23 protein-coding genes are annotated in these 22,274 nt (G+C 33.8%); 3 read left to right on the top strand and 20 right to left on the bottom strand.

Annotated features, from left to right (window positions below; translation table 11 throughout):
• Window positions 1-44 precede the first annotated feature (44 nt).
• Together P0R33_RS01845 and P0R33_RS01840 are read right to left on the bottom strand one after the other, a co-directional pair.
• The gene (locus P0R33_RS01845) at window positions 45-1,130 is read right to left on the bottom strand and encodes an efflux RND transporter periplasmic adaptor subunit (protein WP_276173925.1); all 1,086 of its coding nucleotides are present in this window, start codon (window positions 1,128-1,130) and stop codon (window positions 45-47) included.
• A 232-nt stretch (window positions 1,131-1,362) separates the two neighbouring features.
• Window positions 1,363-1,722, bottom strand: coding sequence for a hypothetical protein (locus P0R33_RS01840; RefSeq protein WP_276173923.1), 360 nt, complete (start codon window positions 1,720-1,722; stop codon window positions 1,363-1,365).
• A 234-nt stretch (window positions 1,723-1,956) separates the two neighbouring features.
• Here P0R33_RS01840 and P0R33_RS01835 point away from each other — a divergent pair, with 234 nt between their 5' ends.
• On the top strand, window positions 1,957-2,316 hold the full coding sequence (locus P0R33_RS01835; RefSeq protein WP_276173921.1) for a nuclear transport factor 2 family protein: 360 nt from the start codon (window positions 1,957-1,959) through the stop codon (window positions 2,314-2,316).
• Between the two features lie 147 nt (window positions 2,317-2,463).
• Window positions 2,464-3,501, top strand: coding sequence for a M14 family metallopeptidase (locus P0R33_RS01830; protein WP_276173919.1), 1,038 nt, complete (start codon window positions 2,464-2,466; stop codon window positions 3,499-3,501).
• 441 nt (window positions 3,502-3,942) lie between these two features.
• Here the strand turns inward: P0R33_RS01830 and pgl are convergent, their stop codons facing one another.
• From pgl to kaiC, 9 genes are all read right to left on the bottom strand, one after another.
• Complete coding sequence (gene pgl / locus P0R33_RS01825; protein ID WP_276173917.1) at window positions 3,943-4,659, bottom strand: 6-phosphogluconolactonase; 717 nt, start codon at window positions 4,657-4,659, stop codon at window positions 3,943-3,945.
• Complete coding sequence (gene zwf, locus P0R33_RS01820; protein WP_276173915.1) at window positions 4,640-6,172, bottom strand: glucose-6-phosphate dehydrogenase; 1,533 nt, start codon at window positions 6,170-6,172, stop codon at window positions 4,640-4,642. The genes pgl and zwf overlap by 20 nt, the downstream gene beginning before the upstream one ends.
• A 28-nt stretch (window positions 6,173-6,200) precedes the next feature.
• On the bottom strand, window positions 6,201-7,610 hold the full coding sequence (gene gndA / locus P0R33_RS01815) for an NADP-dependent phosphogluconate dehydrogenase (RefSeq protein ID WP_276173913.1): 1,410 nt from the start codon (window positions 7,608-7,610) through the stop codon (window positions 6,201-6,203).
• A 404-nt stretch (window positions 7,611-8,014) separates the two neighbouring features.
• Window positions 8,015-9,088 (bottom strand): ionic transporter y4hA, encoded by a 1,074-nt coding sequence (locus P0R33_RS01810; protein WP_276173911.1) that lies wholly within the window; start codon window positions 9,086-9,088, stop codon window positions 8,015-8,017.
• A gap of 188 nt (window positions 9,089-9,276) precedes the next feature.
• Entirely contained in the window at window positions 9,277-9,681 is a 405-nt protein-coding gene (locus P0R33_RS01805) for a response regulator (protein ID WP_276173909.1), read from the bottom strand.
• A 1-nt stretch (window position 9,682) separates the two neighbouring features.
• Window positions 9,683-10,939, bottom strand: coding sequence for an ATP-binding protein (locus tag P0R33_RS01800; protein WP_276173907.1), 1,257 nt, complete (start codon window positions 10,937-10,939; stop codon window positions 9,683-9,685).
• On the bottom strand, window positions 10,929-11,240 hold the full coding sequence (locus P0R33_RS01795; protein WP_276173904.1) for a circadian clock KaiB family protein: 312 nt from the start codon (window positions 11,238-11,240) through the stop codon (window positions 10,929-10,931). The genes P0R33_RS01800 and P0R33_RS01795 overlap by 11 nt, the downstream gene beginning before the upstream one ends.
• A gap of 2 nt (window positions 11,241-11,242) precedes the next feature.
• Window positions 11,243-11,536: a circadian clock KaiB family protein gene (locus P0R33_RS01790; protein WP_248726578.1), complete on the bottom strand. Its 294-nt coding sequence runs from the start codon at window positions 11,534-11,536 to the stop codon at window positions 11,243-11,245.
• Window positions 11,537-11,541: 5 nt separating this feature from the next.
• Window positions 11,542-13,215, bottom strand: coding sequence for a circadian clock protein KaiC (gene kaiC, locus P0R33_RS01785; RefSeq protein WP_276173902.1), 1,674 nt, complete (start codon window positions 13,213-13,215; stop codon window positions 11,542-11,544).
• Between the two features lie 594 nt (window positions 13,216-13,809).
• On the opposite strand from kaiC, the gene P0R33_RS01780 reads away from it, so the two are divergent.
• A complete protein-coding gene (locus P0R33_RS01780; protein ID WP_276173900.1) occupies window positions 13,810-14,778 on the top strand; it encodes a hydrogen peroxide-inducible genes activator in 969 nt (322 codons plus the stop codon).
• A gap of 397 nt (window positions 14,779-15,175) precedes the next feature.
• Here P0R33_RS01780 and P0R33_RS01775 read toward each other — a convergent pair whose 3' ends face one another.
• The 9 genes from P0R33_RS01775 to P0R33_RS01735 form a co-directional block, all read right to left on the bottom strand.
• On the bottom strand, window positions 15,176-15,796 hold the full coding sequence (locus P0R33_RS01775) for an alpha/beta hydrolase (protein ID WP_276173899.1): 621 nt from the start codon (window positions 15,794-15,796) through the stop codon (window positions 15,176-15,178).
• Window positions 15,797-16,007: 211 nt separating this feature from the next.
• Window positions 16,008-16,424 carry an OsmC family protein gene (locus tag P0R33_RS01770; protein WP_276173897.1) on the bottom strand — a complete coding sequence of 139 codons (417 nt, stop codon included), beginning with the start codon at window positions 16,422-16,424 and terminating at the stop codon, window positions 16,008-16,010.
• Between the two features lie 421 nt (window positions 16,425-16,845).
• Window positions 16,846-17,343, bottom strand: a complete 498-nt coding sequence (locus P0R33_RS01765; protein ID WP_276173895.1) for a 4'-phosphopantetheinyl transferase superfamily protein — start codon at window positions 17,341-17,343, stop codon at window positions 16,846-16,848.
• On the bottom strand, window positions 17,340-17,594 hold the full coding sequence (locus tag P0R33_RS01760) for a phosphopantetheine-binding protein (RefSeq protein ID WP_276173893.1): 255 nt from the start codon (window positions 17,592-17,594) through the stop codon (window positions 17,340-17,342). Before P0R33_RS01760 ends, P0R33_RS01765 begins: the two co-directional genes overlap by 4 nt.
• 1 nt (window position 17,595) lies before the next feature.
• Window positions 17,596-18,864, bottom strand: coding sequence for a beta-ketoacyl-[acyl-carrier-protein] synthase family protein (locus P0R33_RS01755; protein ID WP_276173891.1), 1,269 nt, complete (start codon window positions 18,862-18,864; stop codon window positions 17,596-17,598).
• Window positions 18,861-19,298, bottom strand: coding sequence for a 3-hydroxyacyl-ACP dehydratase FabZ family protein (locus tag P0R33_RS01750; RefSeq protein ID WP_276173889.1), 438 nt, complete (start codon window positions 19,296-19,298; stop codon window positions 18,861-18,863). Before P0R33_RS01750 ends, P0R33_RS01755 begins: the two co-directional genes overlap by 4 nt.
• A gap of 10 nt (window positions 19,299-19,308) precedes the next feature.
• Window positions 19,309-20,361, bottom strand: a complete 1,053-nt coding sequence (locus tag P0R33_RS01745; protein ID WP_276173887.1) for a type III polyketide synthase — start codon at window positions 20,359-20,361, stop codon at window positions 19,309-19,311.
• Complete coding sequence (locus P0R33_RS01740) at window positions 20,358-21,071, bottom strand: methyltransferase domain-containing protein (protein ID WP_276173885.1); 714 nt, start codon at window positions 21,069-21,071, stop codon at window positions 20,358-20,360. Before P0R33_RS01740 ends, P0R33_RS01745 begins: the two co-directional genes overlap by 4 nt.
• Window positions 21,072-22,199: an NAD(P)/FAD-dependent oxidoreductase gene (locus P0R33_RS01735; RefSeq protein ID WP_276173883.1), complete on the bottom strand. Its 1,128-nt coding sequence runs from the start codon at window positions 22,197-22,199 to the stop codon at window positions 21,072-21,074.
• Between the last annotated feature and the right edge of the window lie 75 nt (window positions 22,200-22,274).

Genomic DNA, 22,274 nt, shown 5'->3' with positions numbered 1-22,274 from the left:
AGATCAATAATTAAATAACTGTTTTACAGGTCGATAAACTACATTTATTTGATGTTGATTTTATCTCCATCTCTCAACGATTGCGTGCCTTCTTCTACAATTAAGTCTTCACTTTTTAGACCTTCATTTAGAATATAAACATCATCAAGAGTGGTTTCAATAGTAACATTTGTCATTTTAACTACTCCATCTTTTTGTACAAGAAAAACATATTGTTTGTCTTGGATAGAAAAAACCGCTTTTTGCGGAATTAAAATCGCATTGGTTTTAGGCTCGGAAATAATCAATTTTCCAGAAGTTCCGTGTTTGATAAAACCTTGCGGATTATGAAATTTTGCTTTGTATTGAATAGAACCTGTTTCTCTGTCGATTTCTCCGTCAGCGGTTCTTAATTCTCCTTTTTGGTCATAAACTAGTCCGTTTGGTAATATTAATTTGATATCGCCTTGCGTATTCAAGGTCTTGTCTTCCATCATTTGGAAATACGTATTCTCAGGAATTGAGAAATACGCGTAAACGTCATCTAATTGAGAAACAGTAGTTAACAATGAACCGTTTTCAATTAAACTTCCTTCTTTAAAAGGAATTCTGTCAACTGTTCCATCAAATGGTGCGCGAATTGTGGTAAAACTAATTTGTTGGTTGATTGCTTTTTTTTCTGCAACGGCGTGTGCAACTTTCGCGGAAGCGGCTTCATGTTTTGCTTTAGATAATTCTAATTCTTTGTCTGCAATTACTTTTTTATTGAAAAGGGTTTGCGCCTGTTCTAGTTCTACAGTTGCAATTCTTAAATCGGCTTTGGCACTTTTGTAAACGGCTTCGGCTTTTAAGAGTTGAATCTGAAGTTCAACATCACTGATTTTAAAAAGGATTTGTCCTTTTTTAACTTTTTGTCCTTCACTTACATAAACTTTATCCAGTAAACCCGGAATACGAACGTGTATTTCTACATTGTTTTTTGCGTGTACATCGGCAACAAATTTGCTCGAAACTATAGTGTCTTTTAAGGTAACCTTATAAACAGGAACTGTTTTTATGTTGTCTGAATTCTTTTTAGATTTATCTCCGCACGAGACTAAAACAAATAAAGCCAAAGTGCATAAAAGGAATTTATTTTTATAAATGCTCATCATTAGGTTTTTAATTTTTTTGAATAAATAGATCTTCTTCCCGTTAAAAAATAAAAGGAAGTGAATTTGGATTTTAGATATAAAATGGTGTTCGGATGCTTCAAGTTTAGAAGTTCCGTTTTTGGGAATATTTTTATATAAATGATTCTCTCAAAATACGAGGTGAGCGCAAATGAGAAGTCATTTCAGAAAGCTTCTGAACTTAAATATAAAAACAACAAAATTTTGAGGTCTAGAAAAGTTGGTACAAATGCAGATAAGTATGCCTTTGAACCTGGTATATTTTGGCTATACCATATATTAAGCTCTTTTTGTAAAGCTTGAAGTTGATTAAATTACTGAAATAAGGAGCTTTTATCGTACTTTGTTCTAAAGTAGTAGCTCTTCCTTTTATTTTCTTTTTTGCAACACAATGAAGATCAATGGTTTTTGAAGTAGAAAAATCTGAAGAGAAACTAAGTACATCGTCTGTTGCAACGCTGTCAAGAGTAATACAGCTGCTGGCATGAAGAATTGGCTGATACGTCTCTGTTCCTCTAAAAAAAGAAAGCAGCGAAAGTAAAACGATATATATGAACTTTATAGGTTTCATTTACAGCACAGCAAATTAATTTTGTTCCTTAGAAATAGGTTTAAAATTGTTTATAGTGCGCCAAATATAGCAAATTGAAAAGCAAGGATTCTTAAAATTTTTGTAAATACAGTGAGATTTTAAGATTTAATAATAATCGAAGTTGATTTTTAAGGTTTTAATTTTTATTCGGTTTTATATTAAAAAGTTATAATTTCTATCTTACTTTTATGAAACTAATTAAACAAACAAACTATGTCAAATCAATTGGAACAAGTAATTGCAAAAGCGTATAATGCTTTTAACGAAAGAAATATCGACAACTGTTTATCAACTATGCAGGAAGATGTACAATGGTCAAAAGCTTGGGAAGGCGGTTATATAAGCGGTCACGACGAAATCCGTCAATATTGGACGAGACAATGGACAGAAATTAATCCGAAAGTAGAGCCTGTTGGTTTTGATGAAAGAGAAAACGGAAGCTTGGAAGTAAAAGTGCATCAAAACGTAAAAGATCTTCAAGGAAATTTAATGTTTGATGGATTTGTAAAACATGTTTATACTTTTGAAAATGGATTGATTAAAACTATGGATATTGAGTTGATGGAGAATTAAGATTTTAGTATTTAGTATTAAGAATTGAGTATTAAGAATAATTTCGTAACTCGTGATTTTAGTCTAAACTATTTAAGTTTTTTATATTTGAGGTTTAAAAATGAATAAAGAGAACGGCTTTTGTTTTCTTATATTAAAGAATACCACGTGAATTACTTAAAGCTCTTAAGCATAAAATTATTGCTGTTACTCCCTTTTATTGGTTTTAGTCAAAATCTAGAAAAAATAGTAAAAGAAAATATCGGAAAACGAATTGATACTTTAGTTGAATTTAAAACAGATTCTCCTTATAATTACATGCCCGTAACTATTATTTTGGGAAAAGAAAAAGGACCTATTTTTACCATAATTGCTGGAATTCATGGTTTTGAATATCCGCCAATAACAGCTGTTCAGGAATTAATTAAAGAAATTGATCCTAAAAAGCTAAAAGGAACTTTGGTTGTGGTTCCAATTGCAAATGTTGCTTCGTTTTATAAAAGAACGCCATTTGTAAATCCGCTTGACCAGAAAAATCTAAATAATGCTTTTCCGGGTTCAGCATCTGGAACTATTACTGAGCAGATTGCTAATTATATAACTAAGGAAATAATTCCGAATTCGGATGTTTTTCTGGATATTCATGCAGGAGATGCAAACGAAGATTTATTACCGTTTATTTGTTATTACAATAATACATCAGAAGAAAAGAAGACACTTTTGAGTCATAAACTTTCTGAAATTTCAGGGATCAATCATATTGTTTCTTATCCATATACGATTACAAAATCTGAACCTGCCAAATATGCTTTTAAACAAGCTTCTCAAAACGGAAAAACAGCTTTAAGCATTGAGTCAGGAAAGTTGGGAAATGTACAGACAGAATCGGTTCATTTAATAAAGAAAGCAGTTTATAATATGCTGAATTATATGGAAATGTACAGTAAAGGAACAACTCCAGCAAAAAATCCTTCGGCAGTTTATTTAAATAATCAGGAATACATTAAGTCAGATTTTAATGGAATTTTCCACAGCAATTTGAAAAGCGGAGATTACGTTAAAAAGGATGACAAAATCGGATTTATTTCAAATGAATTTGGAAAAATTTTAACTGAAATTAAATCATCGGCAAATGGAGTTATTTTGTATAAAATTGGAACGCCGCCAGTAAATAAAAACGAAACGGTTTTTTGTATTGGTTATTAAAGGTTAATCTCCATTTCATTTGTGTTTTTTGTAGCTGTGCGTTTTTTGTAGCTTTGCGAAGTCTGAGACTTCGTACCCGCAGCTATATTCCGTTTCGAATTTATTTTCCTTTGTGTCTAATTGGAGTGGGTACGAAGTCTGAGACTTCGCACAGCGAGATTGGAATTACAATTTAATATTCCGTAGGAATATATGGTCGGTAGAAAAAAATAATATCGATTTGCATGTGTCCTGTCGGGATACCTGTTTTTTACACAAAATTATATATTAATCAAGCGTTCCTCCTAAACGCCTAAATGTAATTCAAATTTATTTCTACCGACGAGACATTCCTACGGAATGAATTATCGCTTAAAATGCATGAATTTGAAATATGTTAAACTAAAAAAGGTTTATACTGAAAAGTATAAACCTTAATTCTTTATTTATAAAAACAATTTCTTAATTCTGTCCAGCAGCAACTTTATCCACCAAAAACAATAATTCTCCAGAAACCGGCTTAATCAATTGCATTGGATATAAAGTTGGATTAAATTCTCCAGTTGTAACTTCTTTTAAAGCATGAACTTTCTTTTCACCAAAAGCGACAACCACAATTTTTTCTGCTTTGTTGATTAATGGGGCAGTTAGTGTAATTCTGTACATTTTCTGCGGAGCTAAATAATAAGCGTCAACCCATTTTGTTTGCTCTTTTAAAACAGCTTCACCAGGAAAAAGAGAAGCCGTGTGTCCGTCATCTCCCATACCTAATAAAATAAGGTCAAATTTACCTTCTTCTCCTAAAATCTTTTTAATGATTTCTTCGTAAGTAACGGCATATTCTTCAGGCGTAACACCGTCTTTGTACATTTCAAAAATGTTTTCTTGCGGAACAGGAACGTGGCTTAGTAAAGTTGAATAAGACATTTTAGCATTACTCAAATCATCGTTAAGCGGAACCCAGCGTTCGTCTCCCCAAAAAATATAAACTTTACTCCAGTCTATTTTATTTTTATAAGAATCAGATGCTAATAATTTATAAATTCCTGCTGGCGAAGAACCTCCTGTAAGCACAGCTGTGAATTTGCCTTTTGCAGCAATTGCTTTCTCAGCCGATTCTACAAATAAATCTGCCGCAACAGTATTTATTTCTTCTGTATTATTGTAAATCTGTATCATTTAAAACTTCTTCTTTTGTTTGTGTATTCGGAATCCATGCGTGTCCTTGGCGTGCTAACAATTCGTCAGCTTCTTCAGGTCCCCAGCTTCCTGCTTTGTAATTCGGGAAATTCTTTGGAGCAGTTGTTTTCCAAACTTGCTGAATGGTATCAATTGCGTCCCAAGCTTCTTCCACTTGATCCCAACGCATAAATAGAGTAGGATCTCCTAATAAGGCATCTGCTATTAATGTTTCATAAGCTTCTGGTGACATTGTAGAACAAGCAAAATAATCAAAAACCATTTCAGCAGGTCTTAAAGACATTGATAAACCTGGCTTTTTGGTCATAAACTGTAGTTTAATGTCCATTGAAGGCTGAATGTTGATAATCAATCGGTTTGGAGTCATACCTTCTTTTCCATAAGAAAATGAAGAATGTGGGACTGGTTTAAACTGAATAATGATAGAAGACTGTTTTTCTTCCATTCTTTTTCCAGAACGCAAGTAAAACGGAATTCCCTGCCATCTCCAGTTGTCCAAATAAATCTTCATGGCTACATAAGTTTCTGTATTAGAATCTGGTGCAATGCCTTTATCTTGGCGATATCCTGGAACTGGAACGCCTTTTATTTCTCCAGCATCGTACTGACCTCTGACAATATAATGATCGACTTCATCTGGTTTAATACGGCGAATAGATTTTAAAACGTCTGCTTTCCGGTTACGAATATCATCTGCATTTAAGGATGCAGGCGCTTCCATAGCCGTCATACATAAAATTTGAAGCAAATGGTTCTGAATCATATCTTTTAATGCTCCAACACCTTCGTAAAATCCGCCACGTTCTTCAACGCCGACTTCTTCAGCAACGGTAATTTGTACAAAATCAATGAAATTACGACTCCATAAAGGTTCAAACATTGAATTTCCAAAACGGAAAGCCAAAATATTCTGAACTGTCTCTTTACCTAAATAATGGTCGATTCTATAAATCTGCTCTTCTTTAAAAGTCTGCGAAAGCATTTCATTCAATTCAATTGCAGAAGTTTTATCGTAACCAAATGGTTTTTCGATGATAATACGATCTTGTTTCGGATTTGCCGCAAGTCCGATTTTTTTGATATTGCTTGAAATCGTTGAAATAAAAGAAGGTGTTATCGAAAGATAGAAAAGACGATTAGCACGTTCGCCAAAAGCCAGATCGAAATTGTTGATTTTTTCATTCAATCCGATATACGATTCTTCCTTGTCAATATCAAGACTATGGTAGGTTATGTGCGAAAGAAATTTTTCAGTTTCTGGATCATCAACTCCTTTTCTTCTTGAAAAAAGATTTAGGTTTTCTGCGACATAACTGCGAAAATCTTCATTGGTTTTTTCTGCTCTTCCAAGAGCAATAATCTGAAACTTTTCAGACATACGCCCGTCAAGGTACAGATTTTGAAATGCGGGAAAGAGCTTTCTCTTCGCCAAATCTCCGGTTCCTCCAAAAATAACAATGATTGTTGGATTCTTAAGTTTATTTTTAGTCATTGTGGTTGTAGTTGTGTTGCTTTAATTGTTATTCAGCCCATTGTGTATGGAAAACGCCTTCTTTATCAATACGTTCGTACGTATGTGCTCCAAAGAAATCGCGTTGTGCCTGAATTAGGTTTGTTGGCAGATTTGCAGAACGGTAAGCATCGAAATAGGCTAACGAATTCATTAATCCAGCAACAGGTAATCCTTTTTGAACAGCAAACTGAATCACGGCTCTCATTCCTGCTTGGTTTTCTGTTAGTTTTGAAGCAATTCCGTTATCTAAAAGCAAATTTGGCAAATCTGATTTTGTAACGTATGCTTTTCTAAAATCTTCTAAAATTGTAGCACGAATGATACATCCGCCACGCCAGATTTTAGCAACCGTTTCTAGATTTAATCCGTAGTTGTATTCTTTAGAAGCGGTGTTAAGTTGCGCTAATCCTTGTGCGTAGGTCACAACAATCGAAAGATATAAAGCCGATTTTAAAGCTGCAATTGCTTCGCTTTGCGGAACATTTGTTTCAGAAGCATTCCAAACTAATTTTTTAGCAGCTTCAATTCTTTCCGGTTTTGTTTTAGACATATCGCGCATTATAACTGCAGCGTCGATAGTTGGAACTGGAACTTGTAAATCCATTGCGTTTTGCGAAGTCCATTTTCCCGTGCCTTTAGATTTTGCCCAATCTGAAATTTTATTAATTAAAAGAGCTCCGTCTTCGTCTTTTTGTTTTAGGATTTTCCCAGTAATTTCAATCAAGTAAGATCTTAAATCGTCTGTTTGGTTCCATTCTTCAAAAGTTTTCTGAATCGTTTCATCATCCAAATTATAACCTCTTTTCATTAAGTCATAAATCTCAGAAATCAACTGCATAATTCCGTATTCGATTCCGTTATGAACCATTTTTACGTAGTTTCCAGCAGAACCATTTCCTAGATATTCTACGCAAGGTTCTCCGTCAACTTTTGCTGCAATTGCTTCAAAAATAGGACGAAGTCTTTCATACGCTTTTTGATCGCCACCTGGCATCATAGCAGGACCGAAACGAGCGCCTTTTTCTCCACCAGAAATTCCCATTCCGAAAAAGTGAATTCCTTTTTCAGATAATTCTAAAAATCTTCTGTCTGTATCGGTAAAATACGTGTTTCCACCATCAATAATAATATCACCTTTATCTAAATGAGGAAGTAAGCTAGCGATTGCGCTATCAACAGGTTTTCCTGCAGGAACCAATAACATAATAGCTCTAGGCTGTTGAATAAGTTCTACAAAATGCTTAACATCTGTAGTCGCTTCAATAGTATGGTCCGCATCAGCTTCTTGCTGAAGAGAGTTGACTTTTTCTGTATCTAAATCTAAACCTGCCGCCGCGAAGTTATGGCTAGCAATATTTAAAAGTAAGTTACGGCCCATTACACCGAGTCCTACAATTCCAAAATCAAATTTGCTCATAGTTTTCAATTAACTAAATTATTAGAAGGATGTTTTTCTAGCAAAAAGTAAGAGAAAGTTTGGTAATTCTTTTTCAATCAATGTTTTGCAGAAAAACAAAGTTTATTTTAATCTTACATTTCAAAATGTAGAGCGCTAAGTTAGAGAAAAATGATGAAAAATGAGGAGTAAAATAGTTCACTTTTGGTCTTTATTGTGATACTTTTATAGGTGTTAAAAATACACTTATAACGCTGTTTATGAACTATATCGTTGTAATTGGTAAGGTCGTATTAAACTTTGTCAAAGTTCGAAACTTTGACAAAGTTGACTTCATATACGCAAAGCTATGTGTGAGAAACTAGTTTCTTTTAGTATTCTTTTTTCAAGAAATTAAAATCTATGTTTCTATGTGTTTAAAAAAATCAAGGATAAATCATCAAAAACATAAAAGCAAATAAATTAACCAAAAGCACAACGCCATATACAATATTCGATTTTCCTTTGCTTAAAGAAAGCATAACTGTAAAAACAGATAGTGCTAAAAGTACAATCGATTTAATATCGAGTCCGAGAACAATTGGCATCCCCATTATAATACAAACGGCCGCAACACTTGGGATTGTCAATCCGATACTGGCTAGAGCAGAACCTAAAGCTAAATTAAGACTTGTTTGCAATCTGTTTTTTCTTGCAGCAATAATTGCTGCGATAGCTTCGGGTAATAAAATAATTATGGCAATAATAACTCCAACTAAAGATTTAGGAAGATTGTAACCTATAATAATAGTCTCGATAGTAGGAGAAAGGGTTTTGGCAAGTAAAACTACAATTCCTAAACTTACCAAAAGAAAAATAAGACTGGTATAAAATGTTTTATTATTGATTTCTATGGGATGAGTTTTAGCATCTTCATCCGTTCCATTCGTTAGAAAATATTGGCGATAACCTTTTGTTTGAGCAAATAAAAATGAGCCGTAAATAACCAAACAGGCAATAGAAGCAAAAATCAACTGTGGAGTAGAATAATAAGAACCATGAACACTTTCTGTAAAAGTAGGGAAGACCAAAGTAAACACAATAATAGAAATTAGCGAAACTAAACCAATGGTAACGGAAGAAGTAGAGAAATTCTGTTCGTAATGTTTTATGCTTCCAATAAGAAGACACAATCCGATAATACCGTTTAAAATTAGCATTGTCGCGGCATAAACGGTATCGCGGGCAAGAGAAGCCGCTTCAGAACCTTCCGAAAGCATTAAAGAAACGATAATAGAAACTTCAATTACAGTGATTGAGATAGCCAAAATTATGGTTCCGTAAGGTTCTCCAACACGTTCTGCAATAATTTCAGAATGATGAACAGCCGACATTACGCTGAGAATAAGTAAAATACTAGAAACAATTTGAAAAATACTGCTATCTGCGATTAGTCCGCTAAATAAAAGAACCCAAGATAGAATTGGAATAATGATGGTCCACTGTAATAATTGTTTCATTTTTTGTAGTTTTTAAAAATTAGCTGTAATGTCGATAGGGCCAACAGAATCGACTTTTATCTTTTCTGTAAGATAGGGTTTTTATAGCTAAAAATGATAAAAAACTACATTTTTAAGCACTTTTTAAGCTCAAATATGATTTTTGAGCTTAGAAAATGATTTATTTATGAAGAATAAAAAACTGAAATTTAAGCTTCGATAATACTTAAAATAGTTTTCGGAATTTCGGCGAAAGCTTCAAAAGAATAAGGCTTAATCAAATAGGCTTTAACGCCCATATCATCGCATTTTTCTTTGTAAGATGGGTTAATGCTTGTTGAATAAACAAAACACGGAATATCTTTTAATTCTTTCGTATTTAGAATTTCTTGCAACGCTTCAATACCATCAATAATTGGCATGTTGATATCGGTAAGAATAACGTCGGGTTTTTTGTTTGATTCGTCTTTTAAGTAATTCAGCAGTTCTTCACCATTAGCAACAATACTTACTTTGCTAAAACTTGGATTATTGTTAAAAGTTTCTGACATAACATCTGCATCATCGATGTCATCTTCGGCAATCAGAATATGTAAATTGTATTTTTCTGGCATTTTATAAAATTGGGAAGTAAAGGTTAAATACTGTTCCTTCGTTCAATGTACTTTCGACTGTAATATTTCCAGAATGGTTTTCCATAATTTTTTTACAAATGGCAAGACCAATACCGTTTCCCGAATATTCGTTTCGGGCATGCAGTCGCTGAAAGATGACAAAGATTTTAAGCAAATGAGATTCTTCCATTCCAATGCCGTTATCTTTAATCTGAACTTTTACAAATTTAGCATTTTGGTTTGGTATTTCAGCATCTAAATTTTCTTCTTGATAAATTTCTATTACAGGAGAAATGTTAGTTTTACTGTATTTAATCGCGTTCGAAATAAGATTAGAGAAAAGCTGTCGCATTTGTACTCTAGAAGCTTTAATTCTAGGCAGTTTTCCTGTTTTAATACTTGCATTTTTGTCAGAAATTACAATTTCAAAATCCTCAAGAACTTCTGAAATTACGGTTTCTAAATCTATTTCGGTTCGTTCTTCTTGTGCCGTGTGCGAGGAATATTGAACTAAATCATCTACAAGCGAATTTAATCGAAGAGCAGATAACTTCATTACATTTATAGCTTTAACGTCCGATTCTTTAAAATAACTTTGGTCAATTCTGCTGGTATTCATGACAATTTTTCGCAGTGGTTCTTTTAAATCGTGCGATATTACATGAATAAATTCCTCCAGATTACGATTTGTTTTATTGAGTTCGTTTATTTTTTCTTCTAATTCTTTTTGGTGTTTAATTAGAGCTTCCTCGTGTTTTTTCTTTTCTGTCAAATCGGTAATTACAATTCCGATGGCTTCTACAGCAGGTTCAAGATCAGTTAAGGCAATATAAGCAGGGAAAATCTTTTTTTCATTTTCCGATTTTAAAAGAATTTCATGAGTTGTAATACCGTAGCGCAACGCTTCTATTATAGATACAAATTGCGTGGGGCTAACAAAATATTCGCTTAAGTAATTTCCAATTATTTTCTCTGACGGAATTCCGACTAATTTCGAAAAATATTCATTACAATAAAGAATGAGCCCTTTTCTAGAAATACTCAAAGCGCCCTGTCCAAATTTTTCAATAAGAAGGCGATAAGTATAATCGGCAGTTTCTAAAGAGTAAAGTTCAGGAACACCATTGCTGCTTACTACAAGTGCATCTACATCTCCTTGTTTTATGGCATTGACAATACTGTTTGACTCGTAAAGTTCTTCCTTTAACGATTCAATTTCTGCTAATAATGCGGCTATATTTTTTTTGTTATCCTCCAAGCTTTTCGTTTATATTCAGTATATATAATACTTTTTCTTTATCTGATAAATCACCCAGAATAATTCTTTTTGGTTCTGGGTGAGTCTTTATTAATGTCGGAATCGCTACAATTTGATGAATAACAGCTTGTTCTTTATCTCGACTGATATCGACAATTTCTAATTCATAATTGTTTGTGAGGTAAGTGTCGCAGATTTTGCGTAAATTTTCTATTGCATGTCCTGATTTAACAGACATACCTGAAACAAAAAGCATAAACTTATGTTTGGTTGTACTTGTGCCATCAGATGAATCTTCCATTTCTAAGAGTTTATAGGTTTAATGTTAAGACCTACAAGCACTCTTTCTTCATTAGAAAGATCACCTATAATTTTACGGATAGGTTCAGGAAATTTTCGCACCAAAGTTGGTACCGCCAAAATTTGATCGCCTTCTGCCAATTGCGGATTTTTCAGCAAATCGATAATCTCAATGCTGTATTTTCCCTTTAAATATTCTTCTGCATACTTTTTTATATTCTCAAGCGCCTTGATTGATTTTGGCGTTTGTCCTGCTATATAAAGTAATAATTGCCATTCGGCTACTTCTTTTTTCATCTGATTTATTTTTTCTTAGAAGATAGTTTTTCCTGCAATTCTTCTGTTGCTTTAAGGATACTTAATTCTTCTTCTGCCGACTCAAATTCGTTTCTTAATGCTTCAATATTGGCTTCGAGTACTTTACGTTTACGCTCAATTTCTCTGTCTTTTCTGTTAATTTCGTTTTGAAGCTTAATATCAGACATAGTTTTCTTGAATTGATAAGATTGTCTTGCTGCGCCTGTTAAAATTCCTTGCGGACCTAATTCTACATCCAATAATTCGATTCCGTTACTTGTGATCACAAACTCTCTTACCTGGTTAGAATGTCCCATTCCGCGTGCTTTGATGATAAAAATACCGCGATTTCTTTCGCCAATTCCCTCCATATCGCGAACTGTAATCCAAGTATCGACTAATGAAGAAACTGATTCTTCTGCCAAATCAGGTCTGAAATTGTCCGTTTGTTTGTTCAAAGAAGTAAACATTGCCGTAATATTATTGGCTTTCAGCATATCAATTAATCGAACTAACATCGAGCGAACTTCGTGTTCACTTCCCACCGAAATAAGATTACTGATAGGATCAATAATAATTGTCGTTGGAGCAAACTCTTTGATTAATTTTCTAAGCGTAAGCAAATGCAACTCAAGACCATTTAAAGATGGGCGAGAAGAGTGAATTTGTAGAATGCCTTTTTTAATGTGTTTTTCAAGATCAATTCCAATCGATTTCATGTTACGAACCAATTGATGCGGAGATTCTTCAAAAGCAAAATAAATTGTTTTTTCGTTCTTTTCGCATTGTTGGTTGGCAAAATAACAGGCAACAGTAGTTTTTGCCGTTCCAGCTGTTCCAGAAACCAAAATATTACTTCCACGATAAAAACCGCCTCCGTTAAACATTTCGTTTAGTCCTGGAACGCCTGTAGAAATAATATCAGACGAAACTTCATTATCTAATTTTAAAGACGTAATCGGAAGTACCGAAATTCCATCTTCATCAATTAAAAATGGATATTCGTTTGTTCCATGTGTTGATCCTCTGTATTTTACAACTCGTAGTCTTCTAGTCGAAACCTGTTCAATTACGCGATGATCGAGAACGATCACACAGTCCGAAACATATTCTTCTAGACCTTGACGAGTTAAAGTTGCTTCGCCACGTTCTCCAGTAATAACGGCTGTTACGCCTTTGGCTTTGAGCCAATGAAACAATCTTCGTAATTCGGCTCGCAGTATTGCTTGATTGTCAAGACCAGCAAATAACGATTCTATTGTATCTAGTACAACACGAGTCGCTTTTATGGAATCGATGGCATGTCCTAAACGAATAAATAAGCCGTCCAAATCGTATTCGCCAGCTTCCTCAATTTCTGATCTTTCAACGCGAACATGATCTACAACAAGTTTTTTGTCTTTTTTAAGTTGTTCTAGATCAAAGCCTAATGATTTAACATTGAGAGTCAAGTCGTCTGAAGGTTCTTCAAAAGACATGAAAACTCCGGGTTCGTTATATTCTGTAATTCCTTTTATTAAGAATTGCAATGACAATAATGTTTTTCCGCATCCAGCGCCACCGCAGATTAAAGTTGGTCGTCCTTGCGGAAATCCTCCTTCTGTAATCTCGTCTAATCCGTCGACTCCAGTAGGAGTTTTTGGAAATATAAAACTATGTGATTTTGTTTTTTCTTGCACGATATTAAATTTCTATAATACTCAAATATACCTTTTTCTACAGAATTTTCGATGAATTCTTATTAACTTTTAACAGCTGTTTAATGAAGTTTTAAAAATAAATTAAGATAAATCACTTAAAAATAGTAATAAATGAATAAAATTTAACTTAAAAACTGAAAAATAATAAGTGAATATTTAACATATAAAAATACAATTTGAGTAAAACAGATTTTTTGATATGATTTTGATGTTAAAATGCGCGTCAGCTCTGGTATAAAAAAACAAAAGCGATCGGTTAGGGATCGCTTTTTTAATTTCAAGTTTAGTTTACTTTGAAAAAAACATCATTTGGGAATGATAAACACAATATGCTCCAAAAACTACTTCCATTTGCATTTACTGCATTCCTTTAATCCGTTTTGTATATGTACGATAAATTGACTATTCTGGATTTTGTTATATGTGAAAAAGATGATAATTATTCTAATTTTAAATAATATTCTAGCTTGTAAAGTAACTTTGTCAAAGTTTAGAACTTTGACAAAGTTTTCATTAGAAACTAAAACTAAAAACTTAGTACCTTAGCATCTTAGTATCTTAGCACCTCAAAGTATGACCATTCAGCAATTAAAATATATTGTCGCTTTAGATGAAGAACGCCATTTTGCAAGAGCTGCTGAAGTTTGTATGGTAACGCAACCTGGGCTTACAATTCAGTTAAAAAACCTGGAAGAAGAAATTGGAATCAAGATTTTTGATCGGAATAAAGTGCCGCTTACTCCAACGGTTTTAGGAATCGAAATTATAAACAAAGCCAAAAAGATTCTTCGCGAAGTAGATGAAATTCGTGATTTTGTTGTAAACGAAAAAAACTTACTGGAAGGCGAGTTGAAACTAGGCATTATTTCAACTTTATCTCCTTATTTGATTCCTTTATTTATTCAAGCAATGAAAGAAGCGGCGCCAAAAGTGCATTTTATTATCAAAGAAGGGTATACGGGACATTTAATGAAGGAATTAGAAACGGGCGCGATTGATGTCGCAATTATGGCAACGCCAACCGGAAATTCTAATTTAATTGAACATGTTGTTTTTAAAGAGCCTTTTGTGGCCTATTTAAATGAGACGCATCCGATGGCAAATGATGAATTTTATGAAATGCAGCCAGGCGATAAAACCGAATTATTATTGCTTCATCATGAATATTGCTATAACGCACAATTGCTAGACATTTGCGGACTAAAAACATCAGATAAAATAAAAGAACAATTTACGTACGATATTAATTCTATAGAAACTTTAAAAAATCTCGTTCGTGCCCATTTAGGATTTGCGATTATTCCCAAACTTTCGACCTTGAACGAGTCGGGCGGACTTTTCAAACCTTTCAAAGAACCTGTTCCCGTAAGAGAAATAAGCCTCGTAGTTTCTGATTCTTTTTCAAAGAAATTATTACTCGAAAAAATGAACGAAGCGATCTGGAATTGTCTTCCTGAATCGCTTAAAAAAGACTTCTCGTATAAGAAAATCCGCTGGAACGATTCGCCTTATTTTATAAAAGCAGTTAGTAAGTTAAGTTGATTTTTTTTCTTTTTCTAAACACATAGAAACATAGTTTTTCTTTGTGTAAAAAGGCGTTTCACTTGTTTTTAATAAACATAGCGATGTGTTAATTTGTAAAATTAAATGCAATTCTGTCATTTCGAGGAACGAGAAATCTTCGCAAGTAGCTCCGTATAGAATGTCGCCAATCTTTGTAGAGTTTCTCGCGGAGATTTCTCGTTCCTCGAAATGACAAGATTATGTGAATTTATAATTTATAATTTACAATTAACCATTATTTACTCGCCTCAATAATCACATTAGCAACTTTCTGTGGCTGAGAAATAAACACCACGTGACTACCTTTTATTTCTGTAATTTTAGTGTTAGAACGTTTGTACATCGCGTGTTGAATACTTGGCACAATACTTTTATCTTAAGTTGCTACGATTCCGTAAGAAGGTTTAGTTTTCCAAGCCGCTTTTGTAATTGGAGTTCCAAAACCTTGCGCATGAAAAGCACCTTGTGAAGCATACATAAAATCTGCTTGTTCTTTGCTTAAATCTCCTGCAAAACCAGCGTGAAATTTAGCTTTATCATAATATGCAATTCCTTTATCATCTGGAGGCAATACACCATTTTCAGGAGCAGGAGGCGCAGTTTGCAACCACTGAATAGAATTTTCACCATTATCTGGCTGTAAAGCCGCCACGTAAACCAAAGCGGCTACTTTCGGGTGATTTCCAGCTTCAGTAATTACAGTTCCACCCCAAGAATGCCCAACCAAAATTGTTGGTCCGTCTTGTTTGTCTAAAGCTAAATTGGTTGCATTTACATCATCTTCCAAAGAACTCAACGGATTTTGAACGATCGTTACATTATAGCCTTTTTTAGTTAAAATTTGATATAAACCTTGCCATCCAGAACCGTCTGCGAAAGCACCGTGAACTAATACTACATTTTTAATTTTTGGAGTTGTTTGCGCGTTTAGGTTTGTTAAGGCTAAAGTAAAGATTATTACTGCGAATGCTAAAAAGCTTTTAGATATTGTTTTCATTTTATTTTAGATTTTAAATTGTTGATTTTAGATTTTAGAAATTTAATTCTCCATAATGTTGTCATTTCGACGAAGGAAACACAAGCGATAGCGAACTGGCGAAGCAAATCTTCGCAAGTATCTCGACAAAGATTGGTGATATTCTTTGTGGAATTTTCTGGCGCGTCCTTCGACTCCGCTCAGGAAGACAAAACTTTGTTGAAAATAAAAATTAATTAAGTGTTACTTGTAAAGTTATTTCAGTATTCAATAACTTAGAAATAGGACAAATTTCTTTTGCTTTTTGAGCTGTTTGTTGAAAATCTTCTTCAGAAATTCCAGGCACTTTTCCGGTCAATTCTAAAGCGATTAAAGTAATAGTTCCGTCTTCAAAAGTTACTTTAGCAGTTGTGTCTAAATCTTCTGGTACAAATCCAGCTTCAGATAATAAAAAACTTAATTGCATGGTAAAACAGCCAGAATGTGCCGCTGCGATTAATTCTTCAGGATTTGTTCCGACACCTTGCTCAAAACGAGTTTTAAAAGACAATTGTGCATTATCTAAAGTGGTGCTTTGTGTACTAATAGTACCTTTTCCTTCCATTCCTGTACCTTTCCAGTTTGCGTTTGCTCTTCTTGTAAATTTCATGATTTCTATTTTTTAAAGTTATTTTTTACGATGATCAAATCATTTCTTTGATTTTGATGAAGCAAAGGTATAGGGAAGGTATTTATAAATCAAATTAATAATTTTTTATGATTATTAAATTTATTTATAATTTTGAAGTTTTTAAGGTTATCGAAATACTTTTGAAGAAGAAATTATAAGAAAAATAAATAATTAGAATCAGAAGTTATACAAACTATAAAATATGGGTTGTAATTGCGATTATCGTTTTACGAATATGCGCAAACAGACGTTAAAAAAATAGACAATTAAGTGCACCAAGGTGCGAAAGGGGGGGAAGCGAGAATCGATTTTGAAACGTAGGCATTTTTAATTACAAGAAGAAGTAATTTAACTTTTCGCTGTTGCAGTAAATTCTGCTAGAATAATTTGAAAAAGACGTTTATTTATAAGTCACAACCTTTTCAAAACGCCCATGATTAGAAACAGAAACATCTTTAAAAGTTGCGGACGAAGTTTTTAAATATGGAATACCAAATTCGTCTTTTACAATTTCCTTTCTTTCGATTTCTATCACATTGTTGAGGTTTTCTAAGTTATTAACAGCAATAGAATGAATGTTTTCTGAAGAGATAATAGTTTTGGTGTAAAATGTATTTTGAAGGCAAGAAACAGTTCCGAGCGCTTGAAAATCGCTTAGAGAATTCAAATCGCATACTAGTTTTTTGGGACTGAATTCTCTTATTTTAGTTTGTCTATTGTAGATTTTATAGGCAGCTTCTTTCATGCTCCAAAGCAACCATACCATGATTTCTGGATCATGGTAATTTTTTATAAGCTGTTGTTCTTGTGGATTAAAAAGCTTTTCAATTAAACCTTTACGTGACCATCTGCTTTCTAGCCGAGATTGCGCAAGATCTACAATATCGTTGCCTATCATTTTGCCTCGAGTTTAGTTTCGATAATTTCAATTGCGGTTTTCACATCAAGCATACGTTCCATGTCGGCGTTGTCAATTACTACATCAAATTTTTCTTCAATATCCAATACAATATCAACAAGATTAGCCGAATTGATATTCAAATCTTTGATGAAATCGGTGTCTTCCGTTAGGTTTTCGTGTGCTTCTGTATTAGCTGCGTATGGCTTTATAATCTCTTTTAGTTTTTCGGTAATTTCTGTTCTGTTCATTTTATTTTTCGAATTTTTTAAATAATATACAGGCATTTACATCGCCAAAACCAAAACTGGCTTTTGCGATTATTTTTGGATTGTTATGTATTGTTTTCTGAAGCACTTTTGATGAATCAATAAGTGCTGCAATTTCGGGATGAAGATCAGAAGAATTTAGATTTCCGAATAAAAAACCTTCTTGAAGCTGTAAAACAGAAGCGACACTTTCTATACTTCCTGAGGCGCTTAAACAATGTCCAGTTAAGCTTTTTAAAGAATTGATGTATGGAAAATCAGCGCCATTCCGTTCTAAAGCTTTTGTCCAATTTTCAATTTCCAGACTGTCTTTTGTAGTTGCGGTAAGATGCCCGTTTATGGCATCAATTTCGTTTGGATTGATATTCGCATTCAAAACGGCATCCTTAATGCATTTTTGAACAGCAATGCTATTTGGAGCAGTCATACTTCCGCCGTCGCGTTGTCCTCCAGAATTGACGTTCCCGCCTAATATTTCGGCATAAATTACAGCATTTCGTGCTAAAGCGCTTTCTAAATCTTCAATAACCAAAGCACCTGCGCCACTTCCCGGAACAAAACCGCAAGCTGTTGCGCTCATTGGTCTTGAACCTTCTTCGGGATTTTCATTGTATTTGGAAGAACAAACGCGAAGCGCATCAAAACCCGCCCAAATATACGGACCGCTGTCTGAAGTGCTTCCTGCCAAAATTCGTTTTGCCTGCCCAGATTGTATGCGATCGTACGCCATTAAAATAGCTTCGGTTCCCGTTGTGCAAGCCGATGAGTTTGTAGTAACCTGATTTCCAAGTCCAATTTTTCCGCCTAAATAAGCACTCACGCCACTGTTCATGGTTTGTGCAACAACCGTGCTTCCTAATCTTCGAGTTTGTAAATCGTCAATTTTATAAATGCTTTCGCGAAATTTTTCAATTCCAGAAGTTCCAGATCCGAAGATGGTTCCGCTATCCCAATCTGTAGTTTCGTTTATGGGTAAACCTGCATTTTTCCAAGCTTCTAATCCTGCAATTACGCCATATAGAATTCCTGTGCTGTTAAATCCACGAAGTTCTAACTCAGTAAAATATTCTGATTTAAGTTCGTCTGAAATCTGCGGCTGACCAGCAATTTGGCAAGAAAACTGCAATTCTGCTAATTGCGCATCGAAACGAATTCCTGAAATTCCATTTTTAATGGCATTTGTAAACGCAGAAATTCCGACGCCATTTGGTGCAGCGACGCCAAGTCCAGTTATTACGACTCGTTTTTTCATAATCTTTTGGTTATCATTCCAGCTAAAATTCCTCTGCAAACTTCTTGTCCAGCTTCATTTTTCATTACCGCACTGCATTTTAGTTTTCCAAAACGGAAAAATAGTTTCTCTGAAGTTACCGTTACTTTTTCATTCGGATAAACAGGTTTTAAAAATTCCATATCGGCTGATGTAAAAGCAATTACAGTGTCGCTTTGTAAGTCATTATTTAATAGAAAAATCCCCAAACAAACCATTCCGATTTGCGCCATTGTTTCTGTTAAGATAACGCCAGGAGTAACGGGATTATTTTTAAAATGACCTTTATAAAAATCAAGATTTTCGTTAAAAGTATACGTTCCTGTAATACCGTTTTCATCCGCAGACAATAATTCATCTACAAACAAAAAAGGCTCGCTATACGGAAGCTGTTTTATAATGTCGTTTAATTCCATAATTCTAAAATTACCATTGTAATAAAACGCGTTGTGCTGAAAATCCAGGTCCAAAACTTAGCATTAAGCCTTTTTCTCCCTTTTTTGGTTTTCGATCCATAATGCTTTCTAAAACATACAAAACCGTCGCACTAGACATATTTCCATATTGTTTCAGAATTTCTTTAGTATCGTCTATATTTTTATTTAAACCCGAAAAAAGTTCTTCAACCGTATTTACAATTTTTTTTCCTCCGGGATGAAAAATCATATGATCAACATCTTTAATTTCCAGATTATTTTTACTTAAAAAAGGATGAATAATGTCGCCAAAATGAGAGGCAATCGTATCTGGAACTTCAATATCCAAAACCATTTGCAGTCCGCCATTCGTGAGTTTAAAACCCATCATATGTTCGGCATCATAAAAATGATACATTTGTTCGTCTAGAATTTCTGGGCCTTCGTCTTTTTCATCAGAAGATAATAAGCAACAAGAGGCTCCGTCTCCAAAAATAGCAGCACTCACAATATTTGGCATAGAAAAATCATTTAATTGAAAAGTAGCTGTTGGCGATTCAACTGCAATTACTGCCGCGCGTTTTCCAGGATTTGATTTCAGGAAGTTTTTCGCATAAATAATTCCAGAAATACCTGCTGCACAACCCATTTCAGTAACGGGAAGGCGCACAATATCTTGACGCAATTTCATTTTATTGATGAGATACGCATCTAAAGAGGGAATCATAATTCCGGTGCAGCTTACTGTGATAATATAATCAAGACTTTGCGGATCCCAATTGGCTTTCTCAAGCGCTTTCTCCAAAACCTGATGTCCTAAAACAATCATTTCTCTGCTGTAAATATCATTTTTTTCTTCAAAAGAAGTAGCAGTAAAAACTTCCGAAGGTTCCATAATCGAATAGCGTTTGTCTACCGACGCGCCTTCAAAAATTTTCTTTACTTTTTTGATAAAACGTTCTTCTTGTCCTTCCAGCCAAACATCTACAAGCGGAAGAATATCTTCGGTTGAACGGGAATATTGCGGAAGCTGTTTCACAGCTGTAATTATCTTTACACTCATATTTTAGAAATTATCCACTGGTAACGAAATGCCCATTTCCAGTTGATGGAATAGTTATTTAAATTTAATTTTTTAGAAAAATGTATCAATTCACTCTTTTTAAATCCTCTTAAGATAGAAACCAAACCGTCATTTTTTGACATTTTATTGAGATTGAAAACATAGCAAATTCCTTCAAAAAGTCGGTACGCCAATTTACTGCGATGAAGATCATTTACGACAATTCCGATTGAAGAATTTTGATGAAGCAAATCGAGAATATTTTCAATTTCTTGATTTGAAAAATGATGCAAGGTCAAGGTACACAGTGCAATATCATATTTTAATTCATGGAATTCTTTACTAAAAATATCCAAACACAAATAATCAATATTTTTGAATTCTTTAGAAAGTTCTCTAGCATAATTTATTGTAAAAGCATTTGCATCAATGCCAATTAATCTGAAATTAAGATCTTCTTTTTTACCATATTTTGAAAGCATTCTCAACATATCGCCATTTCCGCAGCCAATATCAGCAATCGTAATGGTTTTAGAATTCTCTGTTTTTTTTAAAAGCTGTTTAATACCATGCAAAGTCAGTTTATTACCGCCTAATAATCGGTTAATTGCGGCAATTTTATCAAGCGCAACAGTGAGTTCTTCGCCTTCTAGCGAAAAATCGTCCATTATTTCAGGTTCTTCAGTTCTATATTGCGTATTTATTGCCATTTAATTTATAGTTACGGGATTTCCGTGCGTTTGTTTGATTATGGTTGAAAGTAAAGCTGGAAATGATGCTGCTATAGTAGTTAAGAAAGAAGTAAATTTTTTGTACGTTAAAGCTTTAGCTAAAATTCTTCCGAAAAAAAGACGCTTACTAAATTGCTTTTTCCATTCTATAGCATATTTTTTTTCTAATGCATCGCGCGAAACAATATTTCCGTTGTAAAAATCAGTTATTAATTCGGATGCTATTTTTGCGCTGTGAATTGCCATTGCCATTCCGTTGCCGCACATCGGGTGAATAAGTCCTGCAGTGTCTCCAATCATTAAAATATGATTTTCTACAGGCAGTTTTTTATCAAATGAAATTTGGCTAATAGTTAAAGGTTTATCAAAAAGGGGAGTGCTGTTTTCAAAAACAGTTTTAAGATTTTTATTTTTATAAAGAACTTCTTTTTGATAGTCTTCTATATTTTTATAATTTTTGAAAGTCTCATAATCTGCCAGATAACAAATATTTACAATATTATTTTCGACAGTAGAAACACCGCAATAACCGCCATCAAAATTATGAATCGCGACCAAATTAGAATTAAAATCTCCATAATAATGACCTTTTACAGCAAGCCAAGGTGATTTTTTATTCATAAATTCTCGAGCTAATTGCTGATCGATATTAGAACGTTTTCCGTAAGCGCCCAAAACTATTTTTGCTAAAAAACGTTGTTCTGAAGTTTCTACAGTAAAAACATCATTTTCAAAAGAAACTTCCGTGACATTTTCATTAATAATAATGCAGCCGTTTTTAATGGCATTTTCAAATAAAAAATGATCTAACGCGTAACGGCTGATTCCAAATCCGCCTAAAGGAAGTTTAGTTTCGGCGCTTTTGCCGTTTTGAGCTGTAAATTCGAAATTGGTAATTTTAGACGGATCGAGAACAGAAACATTTGCGCCAAGCCAGTTTAGATAAGGTAAAATTTCGTTTGAGATATATTCGCCACAAACTTTATGTTTTGGGTAATTGTTTTTTTCTAAAAGCGTGACTTTCAATCCAGCTCTAGACAAATGAATAGCGCTTGCCAAACCAGCAAGACCGCCACCAATAATAAGTACATCTGGATTTTTTTCCATACCACCAATTTAGTCATAAAATATGGAATATTGTTTATATAATTTGGCTAAAATTATAAGAGAAAGATTGAAATT

It is taken from the genome of Flavobacterium sp. YJ01 (assembly GCF_029320955.1).
Classification (GTDB): domain Bacteria; phylum Bacteroidota; class Bacteroidia; order Flavobacteriales; family Flavobacteriaceae; genus Flavobacterium.
This window is presented reverse-complemented; position numbering and strand designations above follow the sequence as displayed.